Origin of the sequence: Xanthomonas sp. LMG 12462, from assembly GCF_009192885.1 — a bacterium.
Taxonomy (GTDB): domain Bacteria; phylum Pseudomonadota; class Gammaproteobacteria; order Xanthomonadales; family Xanthomonadaceae; genus Xanthomonas_A; species Xanthomonas_A sontii.
The window spans coordinates 71,692-98,446 of record NZ_NMPP01000006.1; the positions used below are offsets into that span (position 1 = coordinate 71,692).

The following is a 26,755-nucleotide window of genomic DNA, read 5'->3' on the forward strand; positions in this document are numbered from 1 at the left end:
ACTTCGAGATTGCATGACGCTCCCAGGCTTCTCACGAAGCGCCGTGAGCGCGAGAATCCATGACATTCCCGGACCGTCCTCTTCGATGAACCCCAGCGACACCATCACCCTGTCCCTGGACCAGGCCACCGCCCTGGTCGAACGCATCCTGACCCACGCCGGCTTCAGCCCGGCGCACGTGCAGGCGCTCACCCACACCATCGTCGCCGGCGAACGCGACGGCTGCGCCTCGCACGGGTTGTACCGGACGCTCGGCTGCGTGGCGACGCTGCGCAACGGCAAGGTGGTGGGCGACGCCGAGCCTGCCGTGCACGATCATGCGCCCGGCATTGTGCGGGTCGATGCAGGCGGCGGGTTCTCGCTGCTGGCGTTCGAGCGTGGGCTGCCGTTGTTGATCGAGAAGACCCGTGCCAATGGGCTGGCGGCGCTGGCGATCAACCATTGCGTGCATTTCTCTGCGCTATGGCCGGAGGTCGAACGCATCACCGACGCTGGCTTGGTCGCGCTGATCTGCAACCCCAGCCATGCCTGGGTGACCCCGGCCGGCGGCCGCACGCCGCTGCTGGGCACCAACCCGCTGGCGTTCGGCTGGCCGCGCGCGGATGCGCCGCCGTTCGTGTTCGATTTCGCCACCAGCGCGGTGGCGCGCGGCGAGATCGAGCTGCGTCGCCGTGCCGGCCAGCGGATTCCCGAAGGCTGGGGCGTGGACGCGACGGGCGCACCGACCACCGATCCGGCCGCGGTCGCCGACGGTGGCGCGATGCTGACCTTCGGCGGCCACAAGGGCTCGGCGTTGTCGGCGATGATCGAGCTGATCGCCGGGCCGCTGATCGGCGACCTCACCAGCGCCGAATCGCTGGCGCACGACGCTGGCGCCGGCGCTTCGCCCTACCATGGCGAACTGATTCTGGCCATGGATCCGGCGCGCTTTCTTGGCGCCGACCGCGCCGCACACCTGGCCCGTGCGGAAGCCTTTTTTGCGGCCTACGAGGCCACCGGGGCACGCTTGCCGTCGCAACGCCGTTACCAGGCACGGGAACGCAGCCGCAGCGAAGGCGTGCGGATTCCGCAGGCCCTGCATCAGGATCTGCTGGCCTTGCTCGACTGAAGAAGACTATTGGTAACGCGCTTCAACGTGACTCAGCGGGACATGCCGTTGTCGCATAGAGACGGCGTCAGCCGCGACCGGCATTACTGGTGAGGCGTCGCGGCTAAAGTCGCTTCTACAATTGAGCTTCAGCGCATCGTGTGCTCGTGTCATGCGCGCGCCAGATGCGGGTGAGCAAGCGCCCCGCCCGCACGATCCGCGGGCAGGAACGGCATTACCGTCGATGTGGAATCCCGCTAGCATGTGGAATCCCGCCTGGCCGTGCGGACCGCGGCGGGTTCTACCCGCCACGGCACTGTCACCTGGTCGCCTGCGCAATCAGGCTCCGCCTCAGAACTTCACCGTCGCCCGCGCCCAGTAGTAGCGGCCAAGCAGATCGTAGGTGGCCACGTCGGTGTTGGCGTTGGTGACGTTGTTGGCGTAGTACAGCGGCGGCTGCCGATCGGCCAGGTTGTCCACGCCGACTTCGAAACGCGTCTTCCACGGCTTGACCTGATAGCCCACCTGCACGCTGTGGTAGACGTAGGCGCCGATATCGCGGACCACGGCGGGCTGGTCGGCATCGGCCGACAGGCTCTGGCGGGTATCGGCACTGCCGATCTCGGTGCGGCCGATGTAGCGCACGCGCCACGACGCGCTCCAGTCGCCCAGGTTCCAGTTCAGCGTGCCCAGTGCGCGCCAGCGCGGGAAGTTGCCGTAGGCGTAGGTGTACTTGCCGGCGTTGTGGATGGTGACCGTGCTGGGGTCGGTGGTGTCGGGGTTGATGTCGTAGCGGATCACGTAGGTGCCGTTGAGGCCGGCGCTGAAGTTGCCCCAGGCGGTGTCCGGCAGGCGGTAGGTGAGGCTGAAGTCCGCGCCGCTGGCCCACAGCTTGCCGAGGTTCACGGTGGGCTCGGCGATGTAGTTGATGGTGCCGTTGTCGTTGCGGTGGATCAGCGCGCAGAACGCGCTGGCATCGTTGGCGTAGCACTGGTTGAGCACGGTCTGCGCCGAGACCTGGGTGATGGTGTCCTTGAGGTTGATCTTCCACAGGTCCGCGCTCATCGACAAGCCCTCGACCCAACCCGGGTCGTAGACCACGCCGAAGTCGTAGGACATGCCGGTCTCCGGCTTGAGCTGGTAGCCGGCCACTGCCGCGCCGGAGGCCTTGGCGCCGACCTGGTTGTCGGCCTGCTGGTAGCTGCCATCGGTGGGCACGTTGGCGCAGGCCGCGGCATGTCCGCCGGTGTAGCCATTGCACGGGTCGGTGACCGACGGCGAGTCGCCGGCCACGCCGGCATACAGCTCGCCGATGTTGGGCGCGCGGAACACCTGCGAGGCGGTCCCGCGCAGCAGCAGGTTCTCGATCGGGCGGTACTCCAGCGAGATCTTGCTGTTGGTCTTGCTGCCGACGGTGTCGTAGTCGGAGAAGCGGCTGCCCACGGTCAGGTTGAGCGAGTGCACACCCGGCAACCCGGCCAGCAGCGGGAACAGCGCTTCGGCATAGGCTTCCTTGACGCTGAAGCTGCCGCCGAGCACCGAGGCGCAGTACTCGAGCACGCCGCACATGCCGTTCTCGTCGCCGGTCCACAGCGGATCGGCGGCGGTGCTGGTGCTTTCCTTGCGATAGGAGACACCCACGGCCAGGCTCGCGGTGCCGGCCGGCAGCGCGAACAGTTCGCCGTTGGCGTTGGCCTCGAACTGCTTGACCGTATAGACGTTGGTGACGATCGGATTGACCACCAGCGCTTCCAGCGCCGCCTTGTTGCTGGCGGCGTTGAGGTTGAACACGTCGATCGGGGTGCAGCCGGCGATCGGCGTGCCGGCGCTGCCGCACTTGACCGTGCCGTCAGCGGCGAGGAACGACGGCCCGACCGCGGCATTGAAGCCGGCGTAGTCGAGGAAGCCGTAGTTGATCGACTTCTGCTTGACCTTGCCGTAGTTGAGGCTGGAATCCCACTGCCAGGAACTGTCGCCAAAGCTGCCGCGCAGGCCCGGATTGATCTGGAAATTGTAGGTGTTGTACTCGTAGCGGCGGTTGCCCAGCACCGTGGCGCGGGTGTTGAAGTTGTTGTACGAGGTGCCGGTGCTGCGGTCGGTGCCGAAGTTGACCCCGAACGGGTTGTAGTAGCTGGCGGAGGAGACCAGGAAGTTGTCGCCGTTGGCGAAGATCGGGATCGGCGCGATGATCGAGGACGAGGTGGTCTTGCTGAAATAGGTGTTGACGTAACCTTCCAGGTGATCGTTGAAGCGATAGCTGCCGAGCACGAAGGCGTTGGTGCGTTCCTGCGGGGTCTGCAGCAGGTTGTACGGCTGGTAGTTGTAGGAATCGGTGGAAGCGACGTAGCAGTGGTACTGGCTGGCGTTGGTGGGGCTGCTGCTGCCGCCGTTGAAGGTGACCCGCGAACAGCCGTTGCTGGCCGCCAGCGCCTTGGCCGCGGCAGAGCCGTCGTTGAAGCTGATGCTGCCGGTCGGCGTGGCCGAGGAGCCCTGCTTCACCCCGACCCCGTCGATCAGCGACAGCGCGTCCTTGGAATACGCGCGCGCGCCGGCCGAGACCGGGTCGATGTCGTGGTAGGACAGGCCGGCGACGATGCTGCCGCGCTCGCCGGTCTTGCCGGCGGTGAGCGAGAAGTTGCGGCGGTTGCCGTCGCTGCGCGAGCTGGTGCCGAAGTCGGCGCTGGCCTCGATGCCGTCGAAGCCCTTGCGCAGGATGAAGTTGACCACGCCGCCGATCGCGTCCGAGCCGTACACCGCCGAGGCACCGTCGCTGAGCACTTCCACCCGCTCGATCATGGTCGCCGGGATCGCATTGACGTCGTTGCTGGCCAGGCGCGTGCCGTTGACCAGGACCAGGGTGCGCTTGTCGCCGAGGCCGCGCAGCGAGATCACCGAGGCGCCGGTGCCGCCGCCGTTGTTGGTATTGGGGTTGGTGGCGTTGCCGGCGATCGACGGCAGTTCCTGCACCAGATCGCCCAGCGTGGCCTTGCCGGTGGCTTCGATCTGCGCGCGACTGATGGTCACCACCGGATTGGCGGTCTCGGTGTCGACGCGGCGCAGGCGCGAGCCGGTGACCACGATGCTGTCCAGCGTCTGGGTGGTGCTGTCGGCGCTCGCCTCCTGCGCCTGTGCCGCCCCTGCGCTCCCCAGCGACAGGGCGGTGGCGACTGCCAGCGCCAGCGGCGTCGCGGCATGACGGAAGGAAGGGCGTGGCTGCGGAAACGACATGGGGCGGGCTCCTGGAAGGTGGCGAGACGAAACAGCAAAAAACGCAGGCCGAACGACGCCATGCCGACGGACGGACCTGCTGGACGGTGGCGCCTGCGCGGCGCCTGCGGTGGCGTGCCTGCACCGGACCACGACGGCCTGGCGCACAACGGGGAGGCCGATCTCCTGCGCGCACGGCCGTGCGCGGCTCCCCGCTCCTGCAATGACGTCCGACGACGATGGCGGCGCTCCGGTAGCGCACGCCGGCGCCACGGCCGGTACGACGATGCGATCAGATTTTCATCACGCGGTCACAACTGTGCCGTGGATGCGTGGCCGCGTCTTGTCGCGATTCGCGGTTTCGCGTGCGGAATCATGCATGGTCGTGCGCGGCGCCGCGCTGCACGCGGCGAGCGTGCCGCGGCATGGCGCGATGTCGCGCGAACACGAGCACGACAGGCACACGCTGCAATCGGCCGCGAGCGGCAATGGCGATGCTTCGCGCCATACCGCATCACGCCGGGATCAGCCAGCCGCCGAACAGCGGCCCGGCGGTGTCGCCGTGCTGCGGCTCGATGCGCACGGTCAGCGGTTGCGCATCGCGCGTCAGTTCCGGCGGCAACGGGTAGTCGCGGTCGACGAAATCGATCACCTGGCCGCGCTCCACCGCCACTTCCGCCGCCAGCTTGCCGTTGACCAGGATGTTGAAGCGGCCCTTGTCGCTGCCCCAGAAGCGCAGCCGCAGCGCCAGCGGCTGCGCGCTGCCGCGCATGCGGAACTCGACGAAGCCCTTGCCGCGCACGTCGCGGCACTGCTGGCGGCGGTAGGCGCCGCCGAAGGAGGTGTCGCTGCGCAACTGGTGCGCCTGCTCGGAGGCTTCGTCGCCGAACTGGATCATGTCCACCGCGATCGCACGCAGCTTGTCCTGCTCGGCCTGGCGGCGCGCCCGCAGCTGGGATTCCTGCGCCCACTGGGTCGGGCCCATGCGCTTGAAATACAGCGCACTGCGGCGCTCGTACTGCGCGTAGAACGGCACGAAGGTCAGGCCCGGCGGCTGCGTGCTGCTGGCCAGGAAATGGCCGGGCTGCGGCAGTTCGGCGAAGCCGCGCAGCGGATCGGCCGCGGCCACCAGCGCCGGGTCCGGCGCGTCGTAGGGTGTGCTCACCGGCCCGAGGTCGGCGGCCAGCGCCAGCGGCCCGCGCATCACTACCACCGTGTCCGCATCCCCGGCGGCGTGTTCCAGCCGCAGCGGCGTGGCCAGGTCCAGGTCGATCACGTCGCCGGCGCGCCAGTCGCGCTCCAGCGTCAGGTAGCCATCAACCAGCACTGCCCGTGCGGGGCTGCCGTTCACGCGCAGCGCGTAGCGGCCCTGGCACCAGTCCGGCACCCGCAACAGCAGGCGCCGCGGCGCGCGTTGCCCGGCGCGCAGCACCTGCAAACGCACCTTGCCGTTGTCGGGCACGCCGCTGTCCAGTTCCAGCGCCAGATCGCGCTCGGTCCAATCCAGCCGCGAGGGAATGTAGAGATTGACGTACAGCGACGTGGCATCCTGCCAGTAGATCGCATCGCCGAACTGCGCGTGCGCTTCCATGCCGCTGCCGACGCAGCACCAGAACGAATCGAACTTGTCGGAGAAGCCACGCTCGCCGCCGCTGATCATCGGCGTCATGTAGGTGAACATGCCGGTGGCAGGGTGCTGCGCGGCCATGGTGTGGTTGTGCAGCGTGCGCTCGTAGTAGTCGAAGTAGCGCGCCTGCGGCGTCCACTGGTACAGGTGCCGGGTCAGCTTGAGCATGTTGTAGCTGTTGCAATGCTCGCAGGTCTGCTCGGTCAGGAAGGCGGCGATGGTGTCCGGCTCCTGGAAATACTCGCGGTCGGCATTGCCGCCGATCACATAGCTGTAGTGCGCGGTCACCGTCTCCCAGAAGAAGCGCGCCGCCGCGGCCGCATCGGCATCGCCGGCGACCTCGAACTGGCGCGCCTCGCCGATGAACTTGGGCACCTGGGTGTTGGCGTGGATGTGCGGCAGTTCGTCGCGCCCGGCCGCGGCCGGGTCGATCACCTTCTCGTGGCGCAGGCGCTTGCCGATGGCGATCCAGCGCGCATCGCCGGTGCGCGCGCCCAGTTCGATGTAGGACTCGTTGAGGCCGCCGAACTCGGTATCCAGCAGGGTCTGCATCTGCGCGTGGTCGAGCGCGTCGAACACACCGGCAAGGTAGCCGGCCAGCGGCAACAGCACCTGCAGCGCTTGTGCGTTGCCGGCCAGTTCTTGCGCGTCGAGCAAGCCGGCGAACAGTTTGTGCACCGTGTACAGCGGCGACCAGCTACCGTTGAGATTGAACTTGCTGCCCTTGATGACGCCGCGGCGCACTTCCTCGAACACCACTTTGCCGCTGTCGATGGCGCCGTTGTCGTTCTTGCGGGTGAGCCCGCCGACGTAGCCGTCCGCGTCCTTGGCCTGCGCGCGCGCCAGTTCGGCGACGATGTAGTCGATGCGCTCGCGCAGTGCGGGATCGCGGGTCTGCGCGTGCATCTTCGCCAGTGCGCTGAGGTAGTGGCCCAGCGTGTGGCCGGCGATGGTGTCGCCCTCCCAGCCGCCGTACACCGCGCCCTTCGGCGGCAGGCCGGCGTACTGCAGGAAGTTGTGCAGCAGGCGGTCCGGCTCCAGTTCCAGCAGGTAGCGGCGGTTGGTCTGCAACGAGTCCAGGAACAGCGAGGGTTTCAGCGTGACCTGCTGCAGGGGCAGCGCCTGCACCCGGCCCGGCGTGGACGCGGCGACGTCCAGCGGGAAGCGCAGCAGCCCGGCGGCCACCGCCAGTGCGCTCCATTGCAGGAAGCGGCGCCGCGAAGGATCCAGCGCGGCGCCGGCCGCGTCGGCAGCTGCGTGCGCGCAGGCGGCGCCATGCCGATGCATGCCCTGCCCGCTCATCGCCGGCCTCCCGCGTGCGAGGCGGCATGCGGGAAAGAAACGCATCGAGGCATGGACTGCTCCTGTATGAGATGTCGGGACGCCGACGCCGCAGGGCAACGACCGGCGGATCCATGGTCACTGTGTCATCCGGGTGACAGCGCGTCTTGTCCACACTGATGCGTGCAGATGCGGATTTCTGCCGAATCACCGTGCCGACCCGGCGCTGGCGACCAGGCCCCTGCGGACAGCGTGGGCGAACGCGGCCGACACGCCAATGCGCTGCGGCTCATGCGCCACCTGCACGACGCGTCGCGTCATGCCGGGATCGCGACACCGCGGCGGTGTCGCAGCGAATGCACCGTGCATCCGCCACGACACCGCCTGGCAGTCACTGCCGGTCGATCATTGCGGCTTCGCCGTGACCTCCGGTACCGCGTCGGTCAGGTCGGCGCCATAGTCGGGATCGGACACCGTATCCGCATCGACGTAGCCGTAGAACACGCCCTTGCTGGCCGACGCGCCGCGTTGTTCGACGTCGCCACGCAACTGCGTGGAACCGGACAGCGTGAACCCGCCGAACGCCCCCGCCGGCTTGAACACCGTATGCAACTGGGCGCGATCCTTCACCGTCACCCCGTCCTGCAGCAAGCTCAACCCGCCGACCACGGCGCCGTCCTGCGCCTGCCCGCCCAGGATCGTCGCATGATCCTCGATGCGCGCATCGCCCAGCACCTTGCCCCCCAGCACCCGCGCATGCGGGCCGACATAGGCGGTCGACGCGACATACGCGTTCTGCGCGACCCAGCCACCGCCGTTGGGGTGGCGGCTGCCGACGCGCGTCGGCGTCGGCGCACCGGGCTGCTGGCCCGACGGATACGCGTTCTCCAGCGCGACGCTCCACGGGTAGCGGTAGACCGAATAGTAGGACTGATCCCACTTGATCTTCTGCATCTTGCTCGGCGTCCCCATCACCACCAGATACAGGTCGCTGTCATCGCTGCGCACCTGGAACGACAGCGCGGCATCGGCGCCTCGCTGCAACGCGCTGTAGCGCGGCTTGCCGTTCGCCTCGATCGCGACCAGGCCCCAGCGCCAATCCGAGTCCGGCGTGCCGATGCGATCGGGATCGTTCGCCAGCCCGGGCAAGGTGTCGACCGCAGATGCCTGCTGCACGTCGCCGTGGAATCGCACCACGACCGCCCCGGCGCCCTGGGCGGGAACCAGCCTGACCAGGTTGTAGCCCCAACGCTGCGGCGCCCAGTCGAACGGCACTTGGTAGACGCCTGTCTGGCCCTGCACCGGATCCAGCCGGGTCAGGCGCAGGGCGCGATCGCGATTGGTCTCATCGGCCAGGTTTTCCGGATCGAACGCGGTATTGCTGCCGTATTGCTGGCGCATCACGACGCCATGGTCGCGACCGTCCGGGTCGGTGTAGTCCCACTGCACGTTGTGCATGGCCCAGTCGCCGAACACGTCGTTGAGCTGCGACTGGCTCCAGCCCATGTTGTCGCGGATGATCGAGAACGGATCGGCATCGGCCTGGCGGGAATCGCCGGGCTTGGGCGCCTTGGCCCACAGATCGTTGATGATCGCGTAACCGAAGCGATCCTTGAGGTACTCCATGAACTGCCAGTTGCAGTAGCGGTCGCGGGTCGAGCCAAGATAGAGATGCGGGTAGTTCACCAACATCTCAGAGCACTGCACGTCGTCGTGGAAATACTGATGCGCCATCCAGTTGGCATGCGATTCCCAGATCCAGCCGACGTACGGCGAGTCGCGCAAGCCGCCGGTACTGCCCTGCAAGCCATGGGTCAATTCATGCGCCAGGCCCCAGTGGTACCCCAACTGATCCGGGTTGATCCACATGCCCATGCCGCCACTGGCGGAGGTACCGCCGTTCAGGCCGAAGCTGTGGTCCAGGTAGACGCTGACCTTGTACTTCGTTTGCGTGTTGCAGTAAGGCTCGGGAAACCCGACGCGCTCCATGTAGGCAGACCAGATCAGTTCCAGTTCCTTGGCTGCCGAGGCGACGTCGTCCTGCGACACGGTTTGCCCGTCCTTCCAGCGGAACGCGAAGTGTTGCGTTTCGTAGCGAACGGCCGGCATGTCGGTATCGCCGGGATTGGCGATCCATTGGCCGGCGGTGCAGGCCGCCGCGTGTGCATGTTGCGCAGCCAAGGCCAGAACAGCCGACAGGCACATCGTGGAGACCAGACGCACGAATCGAGAAGCAGCAAGTTTCACGGCTCTACACTCCTCTTGTCCGACGACATTGGATGAATAGGACGATCGACGCGCGTTCCGCCGCACCAGCCTGCAGTGATTGAGGCATGCCGCCGCCACCCCGACGGCATGCGGATCCAGGTTCGCCTCCGGCGAACGCCAGGAACACGCCGCACGGCAGCCACTCGCGTATCGGCAATGCGTCGCCAGACTAATCCACCAAAACGCCATGCACCCGACGTTTATCCTCATGGAATCGGGATAATTCCGCACAGAGTCCGAAAATCAAACCGACGTCACGGCAGGAACATGATGCGGCCGGCACCTGCCGCCGACATCAGCGGCAGGTGCTGCAACCGAAGCGCCTGCGAAGGTCGGCGAGGTCGGTTCGATCGGCATGCACGCCTCACTTCAAGGCATGTCGCAGCGCTGCACATCCGCCGCGGTCGCCTGCGGCAAGCGATGCGCCTGCGGCGCCAACATCTCCCACTCCTGCACCGCCAGTGCGGCGTAGCGCTCGCCGCCGCCGGATGCGTCCAGCTCCGCGCGCACGCAGCGCGTGGTCACTGGCGCGAAGCGCAGCGTCTGCCAGCGGCCGGCGACGGGTGCGCGCGTACTCTCTGCCAGCGGCCACCAACGGCCGTCGCGACGGTACTCCAACCGCCAGCGCGCCGGCGGCGCCACGCCGCTGTCCGCGCCCGGCGGATGATCGGCCCAGAACAGGATGCGACTGCCCTGCAGCGTCACCGGTTGCGCCCAGCTGTACTGCAGCCATTGCTGCGGTGGGTTGTGCGGTGTCCAACTGCCCCATAGCTGCGGCGGCAACGGATTGCGCTTGACCCGGCCGTCGTTGAGCGCGGCGATCCAGTACTGGTGCGGAATGTCCGGACCGTTGGACGCGCTGGCATGGGCATAGCGGGCGAGGTTGCGCTGCGGCGGCAACGGCGGCTGCGGCCGCTGCGTGGGCACCACCGGCAGGATCCGCGCCGGCTGCCGGGTGTCGTCCCACTGCAGCCGGTCGATCGCCACGCTGCGGCGGAAATGCCCGCCGCCCTTGGCGTCGGCGGTGTGGTAGACCAGGTACCACTGGCCCTTGAATTGCACGATGCCCGGATGCGAGGTGGTCGAGGACACCGGCGGCAGGATCACGCCGCGGTAGGTCCATGGCCCCAACGGCGAGGGCGCGCTGCCGTAGGCGATGCACGCGTGGTACAGCGTCGGCGTGCACTCCGACTCCGGTCCGGCACGGTTGCCGGCGTAGGCCAGGTAGTAGGTGCCATTGCGCTTGAACAGCCACGGCGCTTCGAAGTAGCCGTCCAGCGTGGTCACCGCCACCGCCCGCCCCTTCGGCGTGACCATGTCGCGTTCAAGTTCGATGCCGAACAGCTTGCCGAAAGTGCCCCAGTACAGATACACGCGGCCGTCGTCGTCGACCAGGACGGTCGGGTCGATGTTCTGGATCGCGTTGGGCACCGGCAGCGACTGCGACAAGATCGGTCCCTGCGGATGCGCGTCGCGCCACGGCCCCAGCGGGCTGTCGGCCACCGCCACGCCGATCGCGAACGGATCGGCATTACGCGAGTGTGCTTCCTGCACCGGCGCATACAGGTAATAGCGTTTATCCGGGCCCTGCACGATCTGCGCAGCGTAGGCGTGGCCGGGCGCCGCCCAGGCGAATACCTTCTGCGGGCGCAGCAACGTCGGGTAATGGGTCCAGTCACCGCGGCCGACATCGTCGGTGACCAGCAGTTGCCAGCGGTCGATCACGAAGTCGTTGACCTCGGGTGCCGCCTCGTCGCGGCCGGCGATGATGTAGAGCTTGCCGTCGGCGACCAGCGGCGCGGGGTCGGCCGAATAGGCACGTCCGTCGGCCAGGATCGGATTGCCCGACGCATGTACCTGCCGCGACCAGGGCACCGCCGGTGTCGCGGCGATGGCCGCGGCAACGCCGATGCAGGCAGCGCAGGCCACCAGCAGGCAGGCGACGGCACGGCGCACGGGATGGCGGTTCATGGCGTCGTCTCCGCCTCGATCACCAGCTCCAGCCGCACCGGCAGCGTCCCGGTGCCATCGCAGCCCTGCGCCTGTCCGACCACGCTCAGGCGGCCGGGCTTGGCATAGGCGGCCGGCGCCAACGGCGACCACTGCACCGGCACACGCTCGCGCGAGCCGTCGTTGTACTGCACGGAGACCAGTTCCGGCAGCACCGGCGTCTGCCCGGCAGGCACATGCAGCGGCGGCGGCACCTGCACCGTGGTGAGCTGGCCCGGCGCGGTCGCGCGGACCCAGATGCTGGCCGTCGCCGGCACGCCGCCGTCGGCCAGGCCCTGCACCTGCACGCGGCCCTCACCGGCCAGCGCCGCCGCATCGACCTGCGACCAGCGCACGCCCAGCCAGGCCCAACTGCCGTCGGCGAAGTAGCCGGCGATGCGCGCCGGCAGCGTCGGCGCCTGACCGGGCGCGATGCGCACGTCCACCGCTTCGGTCGCCACCGCGCGCTCGGCGAACACCTGCCATTCGTCCAGACCGACCGCGTAGTGGCCCTCGCCCTGCGCCGCGGTCTGCAGCACCGCGCGCAAGGCCGTGGTGACCACCGGCGCGAACGTCACCCGGCTCGGCGCGCCATCGCCCTGCACCGGATAGCCGCCGCGCACGGCGATGTCGCGCCACTGCGTGCCGTCGCGGTATTGCAACGTCCACGCGCGCGGCAACGCCACCCCGCCCTGCGGCTGGTCGTCCCAGAAATACAGCGCCGCCGCGTTCATCCGTTGCGGTTGCGGCCACTCGTACTGCACCCACACCGAAGCCGGCTGCGCGCGCCCCCAACTGCCCCAGCGGCGGTCGGCTGTCGGCACTTGGTGCGGCGCCGGCAGCAGCCCATCGTTGAGCGCCTGCAGGCGGTGATGACCGGCGGTGAACTGCGCGCTCGGCGTAGCCTCGCCCTGTACCTGCAGCGTCTGCCCGGCCGGAGCCGCCGCCGCGATCACCTTGACCTCGGCGTGCCACTGCAACGCGCCATCGTCGGCCTGCAACTGCAAGGTGTAGGCGCCGGGCGCAGTGAAGCGCACCTGCGTGGTGGCCGCCTGCGGCTGCTCGAACAGCGCCGCGCCGCCGGGCGGTGCCTGCAGCGTGCGCCAGTGCAGGGAAAGCGTGCCATTCGGCAGCGCGTCGTCGCCGACCCGCCCGGCCAGGCGCACCACGCCGCCGGTACTGCTGCCGTCTTCCTGCCAGGCCTCGACCTGCGGCGCCTGGTTGCCGTGCGCCGCTGGCGCCGCGGCGCCGCTGGCATAGGCCTGGAGCTCCTTGATCCCGGTGCGCAGCGCGCCGGCATGCGTGACTTGCAGACGCCAGCGCTGCGCGCGCAGCGGCGGGAAACGGATGCGGTTGCGGTTGCCCTGCGTGATCGGTGCATCGCGCACCTGGCCCGGCACGGTCTTCCACACGCCGGCGTCGAAGTACTGCAGCACGTACAGCCACGGCGGCGCGTAGCCGGCGCGCGTGCCCGACGCAAAGCCGTGCTGTTCGCCCGGAGGCGAGGAACTGCGATAGAAGTACACGCGTACGTCGTCCAGGGTCTGCGGGCGCTGCAGATCCAGCTCCAGCCAGTCACTGGCGGCAGGCGAACCGGCGGTCCCCCAGAACGGTTCGTTGGCGGTGCTGCCGTCGACCGCCGCCGTGGCCGGGAATCCGTCGGTCGCGTAGCTGGCGCTGACTGCCGCGCCCTGCGCCAGGTTGCGCGCGCCGGGCGGCAACGCGATGTCGAGCCCCGCGTCGGCGAGGACCGCACCGATTCGCGCCGTGCCGGGAAACCGCACCTGCTGCGGCGCCTGCAATGCCAGCCGATGCGCGGCCAGCACCTGCATCTGCGCGGCACCGGCGTTGACCGCATCCGGCAAGGCCTGCACGCGGCCGCTGGCGGGGTCGTACAGCACGTGCGCCAGGCGATCGACGGTGAAAGCCAAATGCCCGTCCAGGTACAGCGAATAGCCCTTTGGCGCGGCCCCGCCGTAGCGGCGCCCGTCGCGGTCCCAGACGATGCTCAGGTCGCGGTCGCGGTAGCGCAGGCGGTCGGCGGCGAAATGGTCCCAACCGATGTCGATGGGATACAGCTCGACCAGGGCATCGCTGCGCGGGCGCAGGCCCATCGCATCCTCGATCACAGTGAAGTTGGTGGCGCCGAGCTGGGTGTGGTGGATCCACGAGCGATAGCCGATGCGGCCGCCATCGGCGGCGCTGCCCTGCGCCCAGAACTCGTTCTGGTCCGGATAGCGGTTGTCGCCGTCGATGTAGTGCGCCCACGCGTTCCAGTACAGCAGCTTGCGGTAGCTGGACGCATCCAGGTATGGGCTGGGGTAGTCGCGCAACACGCTGCCGAGCAGGCGGAACGCCACGGTGGAATTGATCACCGAAAAATTGTTGCTGCCGCCGGCGCCGCGCGCCTGCGCGTCGGCCTGGTTGGCGGTGTAGAACGGAAACAGCGGGAACTGTCGCGCATCGGCGAACAGGCGCAGCGCGCGCACGTACTTGGGGTCATCGTCGGCATCGCCGTGCCTGGGCATCAGGCCGACGCTGAAGGGGTAATAGTTGTTGGTTTCCTTCCAGTCCACCGGCAGGCGCGGCTCATCGGCCTGGCGCTGCTTGAGCAGGTCGCCGTGCAGGCCCATGCCGTCAGCCTGCGCGCTATGGTCCTGCCACAGCACCTCCAGCACGGCGCGGCGGATCTTCGCCGCCAGCGCCTGCATGCGCACCGCGGTGGCGGCGTCGCCGGCCAACTGCGCGGCCTGCGCGGCAGCCAGCGCATTGGCGTACACGTACGCGCTCTCGCTGCGGTCCATGCGCGGCGCGCCATGCCGCTTGGCCCAGTCGAAGGACACCGCATCGGCGTCGTTGCCGGTCATCGCCGCCCAGTCGTATTCGATCAGGCCGTTGCCGTTGCGGTCGTAGGCGCGCAGCAGCGCGTCGACGTCGTCGCTGGCGTAGCGCGCCAGTTGCCCGGCGATCGCCGGCGGGCCGCCATGCACCTGGTAGGCGCGCCAGGCGGCGGCGCTGAGGTACTGGGCGTAGGAATTGGACCAGTTCTCCGGCGCGCCGGGATTGTCCACGTACTTGCCGCCGCCGGCGGTCTCGCCCGCGCCGAGCCAGGAGCCGTAGGCGTAGAGCGGATCGCGCAGGTACTTGAGGTCGTCGATGAACATGCCGGTGGTGAGCACGATGGCGTTGTCGTAGCCGAGCACGCCCTCGACCGCCACCGGGAACTGGTAATCGTTGCCGGGCACCGCCGCGTCGAGGAAATTGAAGCGCAGCAGCCACCAGCGATAGAACAGGGTCTTGTCGAGATTGTCCTCGGGCGTGTCCAGGTACGGCAGGTTGTCGGCCCACCAGCGGTTGTAGGCGACGACGTGATCGCGATAGGCCTGCTGCGGCGACTGCGCGGCGATGCGCCGGTATTCCTGCAGCGAGGCAGGCAGCTCGTGCGCGATCAGCCCCAGTTGTACCTTCAGTGTCGGCGCGGTGCCGTGCGCCGGCACCGCCAGCGGCCGCGCGATGCTCGCACCATCGACCGCGAAGCCGTCGCCGGACAAGCGCGGAAACAGCGTGGTAATGGCGTTGTGGGTGACGAAGGCGCCGGTCAACTCGGCACTGTCGGGATGCGTGGCCATCGGCGAGAGCGCACGCAGGGTCAGGCTGTGCGCCACGCCGTCGACACTGGACACGGTGACTTCGACCACCGCCACGTTCTGTTCGCTGATGAACTTGACCAGTTGCAGGCGCACGCCGCCACCGGCATACGCGCTGCTGAAATAGCTCGGCGTCTGCCGCCGCTGCGCGCTGTCCTCGACCAGCGCGATCGGCACGCCGTCGCGCTCCAGTTGCAGGCGGAACAGCGCGTCGTGGCCGGTCTTGTGCACGTAGGCAACGTCGCCGACGAAGCCAGGCTCCTCCGGCTTGTGCGTGTACAGGTAGGCGGCGCGGCCGCGGGTGAACAGCCAGTTGTTGCTGTCGCCGAAGCCGCCACCGGTACCCTGCCGCGCGAGCAGGCGGTCGATCCAGAAATCGCGGCCGGGCGCGCGGCCGGCGCCCGCCGCCAGGTCGGCGGCGAACACGCGCTGCAACTGGCCCTGCCCCCGGCCCGGCGCGAACGCCACGCCGCTATCAGGCAAGGGATGCGCATCGCCCTTGAAGTGCGGCATGCCGATCGCGGCATTGCTGGGCTGCAGGCCTTCGCCGTCGCGGTCGAGGTCGCCGACGGCGGCTGACGCCGCCACCGCACTCGCAGCGAACGACAGTCCAACCAGGAGAGCGATGGCGCCGCGCCGCACGCGCGATGCGGCGCCACCGAGGACAGGCATGCGACTCAAAACTCGGTCCTGATCCGCGCCCAGAAGTAGCGCCCCAGCGTGTCGTAGGTGAACGCATCGGTGTTGGCCGCGCTGGCATAGCCGTAGTAGCGCGGCGGCGTGCGATTGCCGAGGTTGTTCACGCCCAGCGCCAGGGTGGTATGCAGGCTCTCGAACTTCCGGCTCACGCTGGCGTCGTGGTAGGTCACCGTGCCGACCGGGAAGTACACGCAACTGCCGTCGGCGGCGGTGTTGACGCAGAAGTCCTCGTAGGCGCTGCCGACGGTGGTGCGCCCGATCAGCCGCGTGTTCCAGCTCGCGTGCCAGGGGCCGTTGTCCCAGTCGAGGGTGAAGTTGGCGCGCCAGCGCGGCATGTTGCCGTAGCTGGATTGTTCGCCCACGTAGTTGTGCGGATCGCCGCTGAATTTGTAGCTGGACAGGTAGGTGGCATCGACGCCGGCGCGGAAGCGGCCCCAGGCTGTCTCCGGCAAGGCGTACTTGATGCCAACGTCGTCGCCGCGGATGTCGACCTTGCCGCTGTTGATCGCGAACGGCACGGTGACGCTGACCAGTTGCCCGGTGGGGCCGCGCTTGATCAGCGGGCAATAGGCGCTCTGGCCGTCGTAGCAGTTCTGCAGCACCTGATCCAGGCCGGTGCCGTTGATCATGTCGTCCAGGGTGACGCGCCAGCTGTCCAGATTCAGCGACAGACCCTCGGCCCAGCCCGGGTCGTACACCGCACCGATGTTGTAGGAGCGGCCCTGCTCGGGCTTGATCGCGAAGCCCGCGTTGGCCGAACCGGTGGTGAGCACGGTGAAGGACGAGCTGTTGACGAAGCTGCCGTTGGTCGGCACGTTGGCGCAGGCCGCGGGGTTGCCGCCGCCGGTGTAGCCGTTGCACGGATCGGTGTAGGTCCCGGCGTCGTCGACCACGCCGTTGAACGGCGAGCCGTACAGATCGCCCAGCGCCGGCGCGCGGAACACCTGCGAGCCGGTGGCGCGGATCAGCAGGTTGTCGATCGGCCGCCATTCCAGCGCCACCTTGCTGTTGGTGGTGCTGCCCCAGTAGTCGTAGCGCGAGTAGCGCGTGCCCAGGTTGAGGTTCAGCGCCTGCGCGCCGGTCACGCCCTTGAGCAGCGGTACCAGCACTTCGGCATACGCCTCCTTGATGGTCTCGTCGTGGCCCTGGTTCATGATGCAACCGTCGTTGTAGTCGCAGTTGCCGTCCGCATCGGCCGCCGCCACCGGATTGCTGGTGCCCTGCGAGAAGCCGTTCTTGCGGAACGACAGGCCGAAAGCGGCCTGCACCGCTCCGGCCGGCATCGCGAACAGGTCGCCGTTGACGCTGGCCTCGGCGAACTTCATCGTGCTCTCGTCGATCAGGTCGACCGCGCTCTGGGTGGCCTTGATGCCGGCGATGGTGGCCGGATCGTCCGGGTTGAACACGTTGATGGGGGTGCAGCCGGCGATGACGTTGCCGGGCGTACCGCACTTGATGGTGCCGTCGCTGTCGCGGAACGAGGCACCCACCGCGTTGTTGAGCGCCGAGGTGATGGAGAAGCCGTTGCGCACCAGGGTGTCCTTGTAGTGCGCGTAGCCGGCCGCCGCATCCCACTGCCAACTGCTGTCGCCGAACTTGCCACGCAAGCCGGCGACGATGTTGGTCTGGTACATCGTCGAGGTGTAGACGCGGGTGTTGGCCGGCACCGAACGCAGCAGGTAGCGGCTGAGCTGGGCGCCGAAGGGGTTGTAGTAGTTCTTCGCGGCGTTGGGCAGTTCCAGGCCGTAGGCGGTGAGCTGCGAGGTGGTCTCGCTGCGGGTCCAGAACATGTCCAGGTAGCCCTGCACGTTCGGGGTGAAGTCGAACGTGGCGTGCGCAGAGGCGTTGGTGCGCTGCACCGGGGTAATCAGGTACTGCCCGGTGTAGGAGTTGTAGCCTTCCACCGCCTGGCTGTAGGTGTGGAAGTCGCTGGCGGTGACCTGGCCCGGCGCCAGGTTGGCGTTGGGCGTCAGCACGCTGCCACTGCGCAGGAAGGCGCGGGTGCCGTTGCCGCGGCGCTCCACCACCTGGCCGTTGAGATAGTTCTGCGCGGTGCGCGCGTAGTCGCGATCGCTGTCGTACAGCGCGTTCATCGAGCTGCGGCTCACGCCCAGGATCAGCCCGCCGCGGTCCCAGGTCTTGCCCCACTCCAGGCCGAGCGAGCGCCGGTTGCCGTCGCCGTGGGTGCTCAGGCCGTAGTCGGCGGTGGCGGCGAAGCCGTCGTACTTGTCCTTGAGGATGATGTTGACCACGCCGGCGATGGCGTCGGAGCCGTACACCGACGAGGCGCCGTCGGTGAGCACCTCGATGCGCTCGACCATGGCCGCCGGAATCGCGTTGACGTCCACGCCGGGCGCGGCGGCGACGCTGCTGGCCGGCCCGGCCATGCGATGGCCGTTGACCAGCACCAGGGTGCGCTCGGGGCCGAGGTTGCGCAGCGACACCAGCGCGCGGCCGTGGCTGAAGCCGGAGTTGAGCGCGACGTTGGGCATGTTGCCGGCCATCGCCGGCAGTTGCTGCAGCAACTGGCCGAGGGTGTCCTGGCCGCTGTCCTCGATGCGCTGGCGGTCGATGGTGATGACCGGGCTGGCGGTTTCCGCATCGACCCGGCGCAGATGGCTGCCGGTGACGCTGACGCGTTCCAGCGTGGTCGCCTGGGTGTCCTGGGTCTGCGCATCCTGCGCCTGCGCTGCCGGCGCGAGCAGGGCCAGGGCGGTGCAGATGGCCGCGGCCAGCGGACCGGGCTGCGGCGCGGCGCGCCAGGAACACGGGAGCAGCGGCGCAACGCGTTCGAGCAAAGACGGCATCGGAAATCTCCTGAGCGGCAGCCTGGCGTTCGTCGGAGCGCCGCCCTTCCCCAGGCGGGCGCCCCGTCGCCAGCGCGTGTGGCGGATACGAAAACGGACGTGTCCACGCATGCGCCATCGGATGGGACGATCCCGACGCCGCCTGCACGGCGACGCGCACGACCCATGCGCTGCGTCCCCGGTGACGTGCAACGAATCTCCCCCTGGACATTCACTGCACGGTCACAATGTGCGCGTAGGACGCGCGCGGCGTCTTGTCGTATTTATCGGGAAAACGTGCGGAATACCGCACTGCCCCGCAGGCAGGCGGGACGTTTCCGACTTTTTCGCCACTCAGCCGTAGACGGCCGAAATCGCCACCGTCGCCGCGCTGCCGGCCGGCACCAGCACGCGCTCGTTGCGCGGCCCGGACAGCGCCGCCGGCTGCCCGTCCAGTTGCACCTCCTGCAGGCGGGTGCCGGCCGGCACGCGCAGGGTCAGCCAGGTGCGTGCCGGCCGCTGCGCCGGCAGCGTCACGCGGCCGTCGATGCGCTTGAGCGCCGGATCCGCGTGCAGCGCCAGCGACACCCTGCCCCAGCGCGTCGGCGCCGCGTCGATCGCGATCGTCTCGCCACTGCCCAGCCAGTCGCGCGGCACCGCCCGCGCCAGGAACAGCTCCTCGCCGGCGCTGTCCTCGAACACCAGCATCCAGCGCAGCAGCAGCGGAATGGTCAACTGCGCGGGGATGCAGAACAGCGGCATGCCGCCGGTGATGCCGGTGACCTCGCCCGCCGTCCAACTGCCGCGGGTATGCACGTGGTAGCGGTGCGCGTACAGGAACAGCAGGTACTCCTCGACGCGGTCCAGGCGCAGCAACTGCTGCGCGTAGCCGTAGGAGATGAAACCAAGCAGGTCGCGCGCCTCCGGGGTCGGCGCGGTGATGTTGCCGACCACACCGAGGCTGGTGCCGCCGTGGCCGCGCACGCAGTCGATGACCAGGTGCGCCAGGTCGTCGGGCAGCACGTCGGCCTGCAGCAGTTCGGCATAGGCGCGGTGCGGCCAGCCCTGCTCGCTGGGATGTTCCTGCTGCAGCGACTGGCGGAACGTCAGTTTCACCCCTGGCAGCGGGCCGATGTACGGGGGCTGCAGATCGCGACGGATGTTGCCACGCAGCGTGCGCAGCAATTGCGTGGACAGTTGCTGCGCACGGCGCTGCCACTGCGCCGCGGCGGCCTGCCCGCCCGGCCCGGCGATGCCGCTCCACACCGCCGCCAGGTCCCGCCAGCCACGCACCGTCAGCGCGCTGTTGGCGTAGTACGGCTTCCACCACACCTGCGGATCGGGGAACAGGCAGGCGTCGGATTCGTTCCAGCCGTGGAGCAGGCCATGCCCCGGTGCCGATGGCGGCAGGCGCAGGCTGGCGTCGTGCAGCTCGACCAGCACCTGCGCGGTGGCGGCGATCTTGTCGCGGTGCTTGCGCAGCAGCGCGGCATCGCCGGTGTAGCGCAGGTAGCGCGCCAGCAGCGACAGGGTCAGCCCGAACTGCCCGGTCTCCGGGCCGCGCATGTTGACCATGCCGTCGGCCTGCACGAAGTCACTGAAATAGCCGTCCAGCACCGCCGCCGCCTGACTGAAACGCCCCCATTCCAAGTTGGCGTACAGCGAACTGGTGAAGGTGTCCTGGAAGCCGTCGTACTCGTTGCCGTAGTAGTCGCGGTCCACCGCACCGTACTTGGGATAGGTGCCGCCCGGACGCACCACCAGTTCGCGGGCGAAGGCGAAGCGCGCCATGTCGCGCCAACTCGCATCCGGAGTCTGCGCCTGCACAGTGTCGGCGAGCTGCGCCTGCCAGTAGCCGACGAAGGCGAGCAGGCCGCGGTAGAAATCCTCGGCGCTGCGCGGGCCGCGCCGCGGCGGGTAGTCGGGATAGCTGTAGCCGTACACGACCTTGCTGACCTTGCCATGCTCGACCAGCGCACTGCGGTGCCAGGTCTGCACCACGAAGCGGTCCTCGGCCAGCACGTCGGCGAACAGCAGGATGTCGTAGTAGCGGCCCTCGCCGGCCGGCACCACCTTGCGCACCGCCGGCATCCAGCCGCCGAGCAGGCCTTCGCTGCGGCGCCGCACCAGCTCGTCCTTGCCCAGCTCCGGGAACGCCTGGATCGCGCGATAGCAGCGGGTGCGCCCGTCCGGGTACACCGGCATGGTGTCGGCGCACTCGCGGGTACCGACGAAGGTGGTCCACGGCAGGCGCCCGTTGTAGTCCTTGGGATCCAGTTGCGAGGCCGGCGGCGGCGCGACGTCGCGCACCTCGTCGGCGCGCGGGTCGCCGTCGCGCAGCAGGCGATCGGCGAGCAGGTCGGCATCGGCCATCGCCACTTCGGCCAGGGCCATGCCGAAGTACGGGGCCTGCGCGGCCGGGAACACCGCTTCGGTGCGCTTGCCCAGCACCAGCGCCCCGCCCGGCCCGCGCAGGGTCAGATCGCCGTCGGGCTGGCGCAGGTCTTCGTACACCTCCCAGGTGGCGCCGGCCTCGACGAAACGGCATTGCAGGGTGTGCCCGGCCAGCGCGTCGGCCGCCAGCGGCTGCAGTTGCGGCGGTGCGGGCGCACGCGCGGCGCTGGCCGCTGTGGGTGCCGCGGCGGCACGCCCGGCCAGCGCTTCCACGCCGGCAACCGCGCCGACGGCCAGGCCCTGACGCAGGAAATCTCTCCGATCCATCTACCGTCCCCGATGCAATGCGATCGTCGCATCGTGCGCTGCGCGCGCCGCAGCGTCTTGTGCGCTGTGCCGAGGATCGGTGCGGAAAATCGCATAGCCGCGTGATCGCGGCGATGTTGCGTTGCGGGAACGCAACGCGTCGGCGACGGCTTACGCGAGCACGTCGAGCAGGCTGCCGATGCTGTCGTCGGCCGCGCGCAGCACGCGCGCATTGGCCTGGAACGCGGTGCGCTCGGTCAGCGTACCGACCATGTCGTCGACCAGATCGCTGCCCGGCCCACCGGCCTGCCGCACCTGCCCGACCACGCCACCGCCGGCGCTCGCCTGGTTCACCGGCACCGAACGCTGGAACCCGTCGGTGGCGAGATTGGCGATGTTGTTGGCGCGCACCTGCAGCCCGGATGTCGCCGCGCGCATGCCGGAGAGCGCGATCGAGGAACTGGGGGCGATGGCGGTCATGACGGGCCTGGGGCGCAGGGAGACTTGCCGGGTTATCGGCTGGTTTGGCGAGGTCTTGAGTGGGGGGATTGGGGAATTGGAATTGGGGATTGGCAAGAGCGGGCGCGTCGGCGCGATGATCTGAAGCCCCTCTCCCCTCGGGAGAGGGGTTGGGGTGAGGGTACGGAGCCGCGCGATGCCCCAAAACTTGGTGCATCGCCCGCACCCTCATCCGCCCCTGCGGGGCACCTTCCCCCCAAAAGGGGGCCATGGTCCCGAGGGGAGAAGGGAAAAGCCAAAGCCCCTCTCCCGTCGGGAGAGGGGTTGGGGTGAGGGTCCGGGCGCCGCGATGCCACCGAAATTCCAATGTCACCCGTACCCTCATCCGCCCCTACGGGGCACCTTCTCCCGAGGGGAGAAGGGAAAGTCGAGTTCCGAAGGAACAAGAACCACCGCGCCTTTACGAATCCCCAATCCCAAATCCCAAATCCCGGCCCCACCTACAGCCGATTCCACGCCGGCGTCGGCTCCCCCAACAGATGCCGCACGAAGAAGTCGTACTGGCGCCGTTGCACGTAATCGATGGGACCGGTGGAGCGGCCGACGGTGTGTTCGCCGCCGGGCACGACCAGCAGGTCGAAGTCCTTGTTGGCCTTGATCAGCGCGTCCACCACCTGCGCGGTCGAGGCCGGGTCGACGTTGCTGTCCTGCTCGCCGACGATCAGCAGCAGGTCGCCACGCAGCTTGGCCGCATTGTCCACGCCGGAGGCGCGGGCATAGCTGGCGTCCACCGGCCAGCCCATCCACTGCTCGTTCCAGCTGATCTTGTCCATGCGGTTGTCGTAGCACCCCGCATAGGCCACGCCCACCTTGTAGAAGTCCGGATGCCGCTCCAGCGCGCCCAGCGTGCTCTGCCCGCCGGCCGAAGCGCCGTAGATGCCGACGCGGCCGATGTCGTAGGACGGATCCTGCGCCGCCAACGCCTTGTGCCAGGCGATGCGGTCGGGGAAGCCGGAATCGCCGAGGTTCTTCCAGGCCACGTCGTGGAAGGCCTTGGAGCGGTTGGCGGTGCCCATGCCGTCGATCATCACCACGATGAAGCCCAGGTCCGCCTGCGCCTGCATGCCGATCTGCTTGTCGCCGCCGGAGTGATAGCCGAACGGCCAGAAGGTCTTGGGCACGAAGGAATCGTGCGGGCCGGCGTAGATGTTCTCGATCACCGGGTACTTCTTGTGCGGGTCGTAGTCGCGCGGGCGCACCACCATGCCCCAGATGTCGGTCTTGCCGTCGCGGCCCTTGGCGACGAAGGTCTGTGGCGCGCGCCAGCCGGCGGCCTGCAGCTTGCGGATGTCGCCGCGCTCCACCACCTGCAGCAGGCGCCCGTCGATGGCATGCAGTTCCATTACCGGCGCCATGTCCGGACGCGAATACACGTCCACGTAATGGCGCCCATCGTCGGCGATGGCCACGTCGTGGTCGGCATCGGCCTGGGTCAGCCGGGTCAGGTGGCCGCCGTCGAAATCCACCGCGAACAGTTGCCGATAGTACGGATCCTTGCCCGCATCCATGCCGCTGGCGGTGAACCAGATGCGCCGCTGTGCATCGTCCACGCGCAGCACATCGCGCACGATCCACTCGCCCTTGGTGATCTGCGTCTTGATCCGGCCGCTGGCACCGTCGAACAGGTACAGGTGGCGCCAACCATCGCGCTCGGAGATCCACAGGATTTCCTGGCCCAGGCCGTCGACATCGTGGTGGTAGCTGCGGTCGGCGTACACGAAGGTCTTGGCGTCCTCGCCCACCGCCACATGCGCCTTGCCCGTGGCCGCATCCACCGCGATCGCGCGCATGCGCTGGAAGCCGCGCTGCACGTAATCGAACACGAAGCTGGCGCTGTCGCGTCGCCACTGGATCGGCGAGAGCTGGTACGGGTTGGCGAACAGCGCGTCGTCGATGGGCAGGCGCTTGGGCGCACCGCCGCGCGCCAGCGCGCCGAGGTCGAACAGCACCGGTCGCTCGATGTCCACCGCATCGCCGGGCTTGGGATACAGCTGCGTGCGCACGATCGGCTGGCCGCCGCCGGGCGGCGCCGCCTCCACCCGGGTGACGCGGCGGGGAAAACCGGGCTTCACCCGGTACAGCGCCAGCCGCTGCGAATCCGGCGACCAGGCGATCGTTTCCGGGTCGTAGAAATCGTCGCTGCGGCCATCGTCGGCCAGGCGCAGCGTGTGGCCGTCCGCCACTGCGCGCAGCATCACCGCATTGCCGTCGACATAGGCGTCCCAGCGCCCGTCCGGCGAGCGCCGCGGGGTGGCGTCGGCCGGCACGCTGAGATCGCGCACCACGCCGAAACCGCGCGGCCGCGGCTGCGGGCCGCTGTCGGCGCGCGCGCAGACGTAGGTGGTGAGCGTGCAGCGCCACGGCGTCTCATCGAGCTCGAAGGTGATCGCCGCCTGCGGCTGGCCGCCCTCGGCGACGTAGGCGAAGCGCGCGAACGGCAGCCGCAGCGCCGGATACCTGGTGCCGGTCGCCGCACTCAACGCGCGCGCCAACTGCTGCTGGTCGAACGCCGGCTGCTTGCGCTGGCTGGCCACGTCCTCGACCACGAAGGCGAAGCCGCCCGGCACGGTCTTGCGGTAGTAGAACGCGCCGTCGTCGCGCCACTGCGCCGGCCAGGTCACGTTCTCGGTCAGGCCGATCCAGGCCTCGCGCAGGCCCAGCGAGCGCTGGTAGTCGGCGACGCTGGGCGCGGCCTGGGCGGCGCCGGCGCAGCAGGCCAGTGCCATGACGATCGATACGACGAACTTGTTCATTCGGTTTCCAAAAATCTCATGACGCGCTGTTTCCCGTAGAGCGGCTTTAGCCGCGACGGGCTTTCCCGTTGACGTCTGCCGCAGCCAATTCCACAAAAAGGGACAAGAACCGTCCTACGCCTCTCCACACACGCAACGGCTACTCCCCGTCATCCTCTTCCAACGCCAGTTCCTCGGGACGCAGGCCGCTGCGCGCACCCCAGTGATAGCAACCCAAGGCGATCGCGGCCACGCACAGCGTGTCCCAGGGATGGGCGATCCAGCCGCTGCCGCCGAAGGTGCCCAGGCGCGACACCACCAGCACCAGCGCGAAGAACACGATCAGCCACAGCACGCCGCGCACCTGCCGCCACAGCCGTGCGCGGCCGGCGGCGTTGGGCAGGCGGTACAGCACGTACAGCGCGAACATGGCGATCTGCAGGCCGAGCAGCCACGACAGCGTGTTCCAGGTCGACCAATACACGATCAGGCCTGCGACGATGAACGACAGCGGCCCGAGCAGCGCCATGCCGCGCAGCCGGAACGGCCGCGGCAGTTCCGGCGCGCTGCGCCGCAACGCGGCCACGGTCACCGGCGCCACCGCATAGCTCAGCACCAGCGCCGCCGACACCACGTTGATCAGCGCCTCCCACGAGGGGAACGGCAGGGTCCAGAACACCGACAGGCCCAGGCTCAGCCACAGCGCCGGACGCGGGATGCCGGAGGCGGCGTCCACCTTGGTCAGCACCGGCATAAAGCCGCCGCTGCGCGCCCAGCCGTAGACCACCCGCGGCGTGGCGTTCATGTAGATATTGCCGGTGCCGCTGGGCGAGATCATCGCGTCGCAGATCACCAGCGCCGCCAGCCAGCCCATGCCCAGCGCCAATGCGATGTCGTGGTACGGCAGTGAGAACGCCTTGTCGATGCCGCCCCAGCCGTTGGCCAGATGTTGCGCCGGCACCCCGCCGAGGAAGGCGAGCTGCAGCAGCACGTAGATCACCGTGGACAGCGCCACCGACAGGATCAGCGCGATCGGGATATTGCGCTGCGGATCGCGCACCTCACTTGCCACCGACACGATCGGCGTGAGCCCCAGGTAGGCGAAGATGATGCCGCCGGCGGAAATCGCCGCCTCCACCCCGGCCGCGCCGAACGGCGCGAAGCCCTGCACGTGCAGGTTGCGCACATCGAAGTGCGCCATCAGCAGCACGATCACCAGCACCGGCACCAGGAACTTGAACACGCTGACGATGTTGTTGGCGGTGGCGAAGGTCTTGACGCTGTAGTAGTTGAGCAGGAAGAACGCGACCAGCAGCGCCAGTTGCAGCAGCCAGCCGGCGACGCTGGGATGGGTGCTGCCGGCCTGGTTGAGCCAGGGGAACCACGCCGCGGCGTATTGCCGCGCCGCTTCCACCTCGATCGCGATCAGGCTGGAGAAGGCGATCAGGGTGATGAAGCCCATCAGCCAACCGAGCAGCACACCGTGCGAGTACTCCGGGTAGCGCACCACGCCGCCGGCGCGCGGCAGCGCCGCGCCGAGTTCGCAGTACACCAGGCCCAGCAGCAGCACCGCCACGCCGCCGGCGATCCACGAGACGATGCCGGCCGGCCCGGCGATCGCCGAGACGTGGCTGGCCGAGAACAGCCAACCGGACCCGAAGATCGAGCCCAAGCCGATGAAGGTCAGATCGGTGAGGCTCAAGCGCTTGTGGAACTTGCCTTGTGCGGCCATGGCGTCTCCCGCTGGATTGGTGTCACTGGCGATTCGATGATCTGCGGCGTTCCCTACCCTCACCCCAACCCCTCTCCCGGGGGGAGAGGGGCTTATTGCTCCCTTCTCGCTCCGGGAGAAGGTGCCCCGAAGGGGCGGATGAGGGTACGGGCGAAGCCTCGTGCAGTTGAAACACTGCATGCGCTTCGCGCCCCGACCCTCACCCCAACCCCTCTCCCGGAGGGAGAGGGGCTTTTACTTCCCTTCTCCCTCCGGGAGAAGGTGCCCCGCAGGGGTCGGATGAGGGTACGGGCGAAGCCTCGTGCAGCTGAAACACCGCATGCGCTTCGCGTCCGAACCCTCACCCCAACCCCTCTCCCGGAGGGAGAGGGGTTTATTGCTCCCTTCTCCCTCCGGGAGAAGGTGCCCCGAAGGGGCGGATGAGGGTACGGGCGAAGCCTCGTGCAGTTGAAACACCGTATGCGCTTCGCGCCCCTTACCC

The 26,755-nt window shown here is 68.7% G+C and carries 11 protein-coding genes; 1 reads left to right on the plus strand and 10 read right to left on the minus strand.

Going from position 1 to position 26,755, the window contains the following annotated elements; genetic code table 11:
- Positions 1-43 precede the first annotated feature (43 nt).
- A complete protein-coding gene (locus CEK69_RS02285) occupies positions 44-1,108 on the plus strand; it encodes an Ldh family oxidoreductase (protein ID WP_304951728.1) in 1,065 nt (354 codons plus the stop codon).
- Between the two features lie 330 nt (positions 1,109-1,438).
- Here CEK69_RS02285 and CEK69_RS02290 read toward each other — a convergent pair whose 3' ends face one another.
- From CEK69_RS02290 to CEK69_RS02335, 10 genes are all read right to left on the minus strand, one after another.
- A complete protein-coding gene (locus CEK69_RS02290) occupies positions 1,439-4,315 on the minus strand; it encodes a TonB-dependent receptor (RefSeq protein ID WP_152243561.1) in 2,877 nt (958 codons plus the stop codon).
- Positions 4,316-4,808: 493 nt separating this feature from the next.
- The gene (locus CEK69_RS02295; protein WP_152243563.1) at positions 4,809-7,223 is read right to left on the minus strand and encodes a glycoside hydrolase family 127 protein; all 2,415 of its coding nucleotides are present in this window, start codon (positions 7,221-7,223) and stop codon (positions 4,809-4,811) included.
- Between the two features lie 384 nt (positions 7,224-7,607).
- Positions 7,608-9,407: an Svx/AvrXca family virulence/avirulence protein gene (locus tag CEK69_RS02300; protein WP_152243583.1), complete on the minus strand. Its 1,800-nt coding sequence runs from the start codon at positions 9,405-9,407 to the stop codon at positions 7,608-7,610.
- 432 nt (positions 9,408-9,839) lie between these two features.
- The gene (locus tag CEK69_RS02305) at positions 9,840-11,441 is read right to left on the minus strand and encodes a family 43 glycosylhydrolase (protein ID WP_152243565.1); all 1,602 of its coding nucleotides are present in this window, start codon (positions 11,439-11,441) and stop codon (positions 9,840-9,842) included.
- Positions 11,438-15,619, minus strand: a complete 4,182-nt coding sequence (locus CEK69_RS02310) for an Ig-like domain-containing protein (protein WP_226975008.1) — start codon at positions 15,617-15,619, stop codon at positions 11,438-11,440. The genes CEK69_RS02305 and CEK69_RS02310 overlap by 4 nt, the downstream gene beginning before the upstream one ends.
- A gap of 164 nt (positions 15,620-15,783) precedes the next feature.
- Entirely contained in the window at positions 15,784-18,612 is a 2,829-nt protein-coding gene (locus CEK69_RS02315) for a TonB-dependent receptor (RefSeq protein ID WP_152243569.1), read from the minus strand.
- A 333-nt stretch (positions 18,613-18,945) separates the two neighbouring features.
- Complete coding sequence (locus CEK69_RS02320; protein WP_152243571.1) at positions 18,946-21,312, minus strand: Tat pathway signal protein; 2,367 nt, start codon at positions 21,310-21,312, stop codon at positions 18,946-18,948.
- 150 nt (positions 21,313-21,462) lie between these two features.
- On the minus strand, positions 21,463-21,771 hold the full coding sequence (locus tag CEK69_RS02325; RefSeq protein WP_152243573.1) for a flagellar basal body protein: 309 nt from the start codon (positions 21,769-21,771) through the stop codon (positions 21,463-21,465).
- A gap of 479 nt (positions 21,772-22,250) precedes the next feature.
- Positions 22,251-24,563 (minus strand): S9 family peptidase, encoded by a 2,313-nt coding sequence (locus CEK69_RS02330; protein ID WP_152243575.1) that lies wholly within the window; start codon positions 24,561-24,563, stop codon positions 22,251-22,253.
- Positions 24,564-24,702: 139 nt separating this feature from the next.
- On the minus strand, positions 24,703-26,274 hold the full coding sequence (locus CEK69_RS02335) for an APC family permease (protein WP_017916460.1): 1,572 nt from the start codon (positions 26,272-26,274) through the stop codon (positions 24,703-24,705).
- Positions 26,275-26,755: the final 481 nt, after the last annotated feature.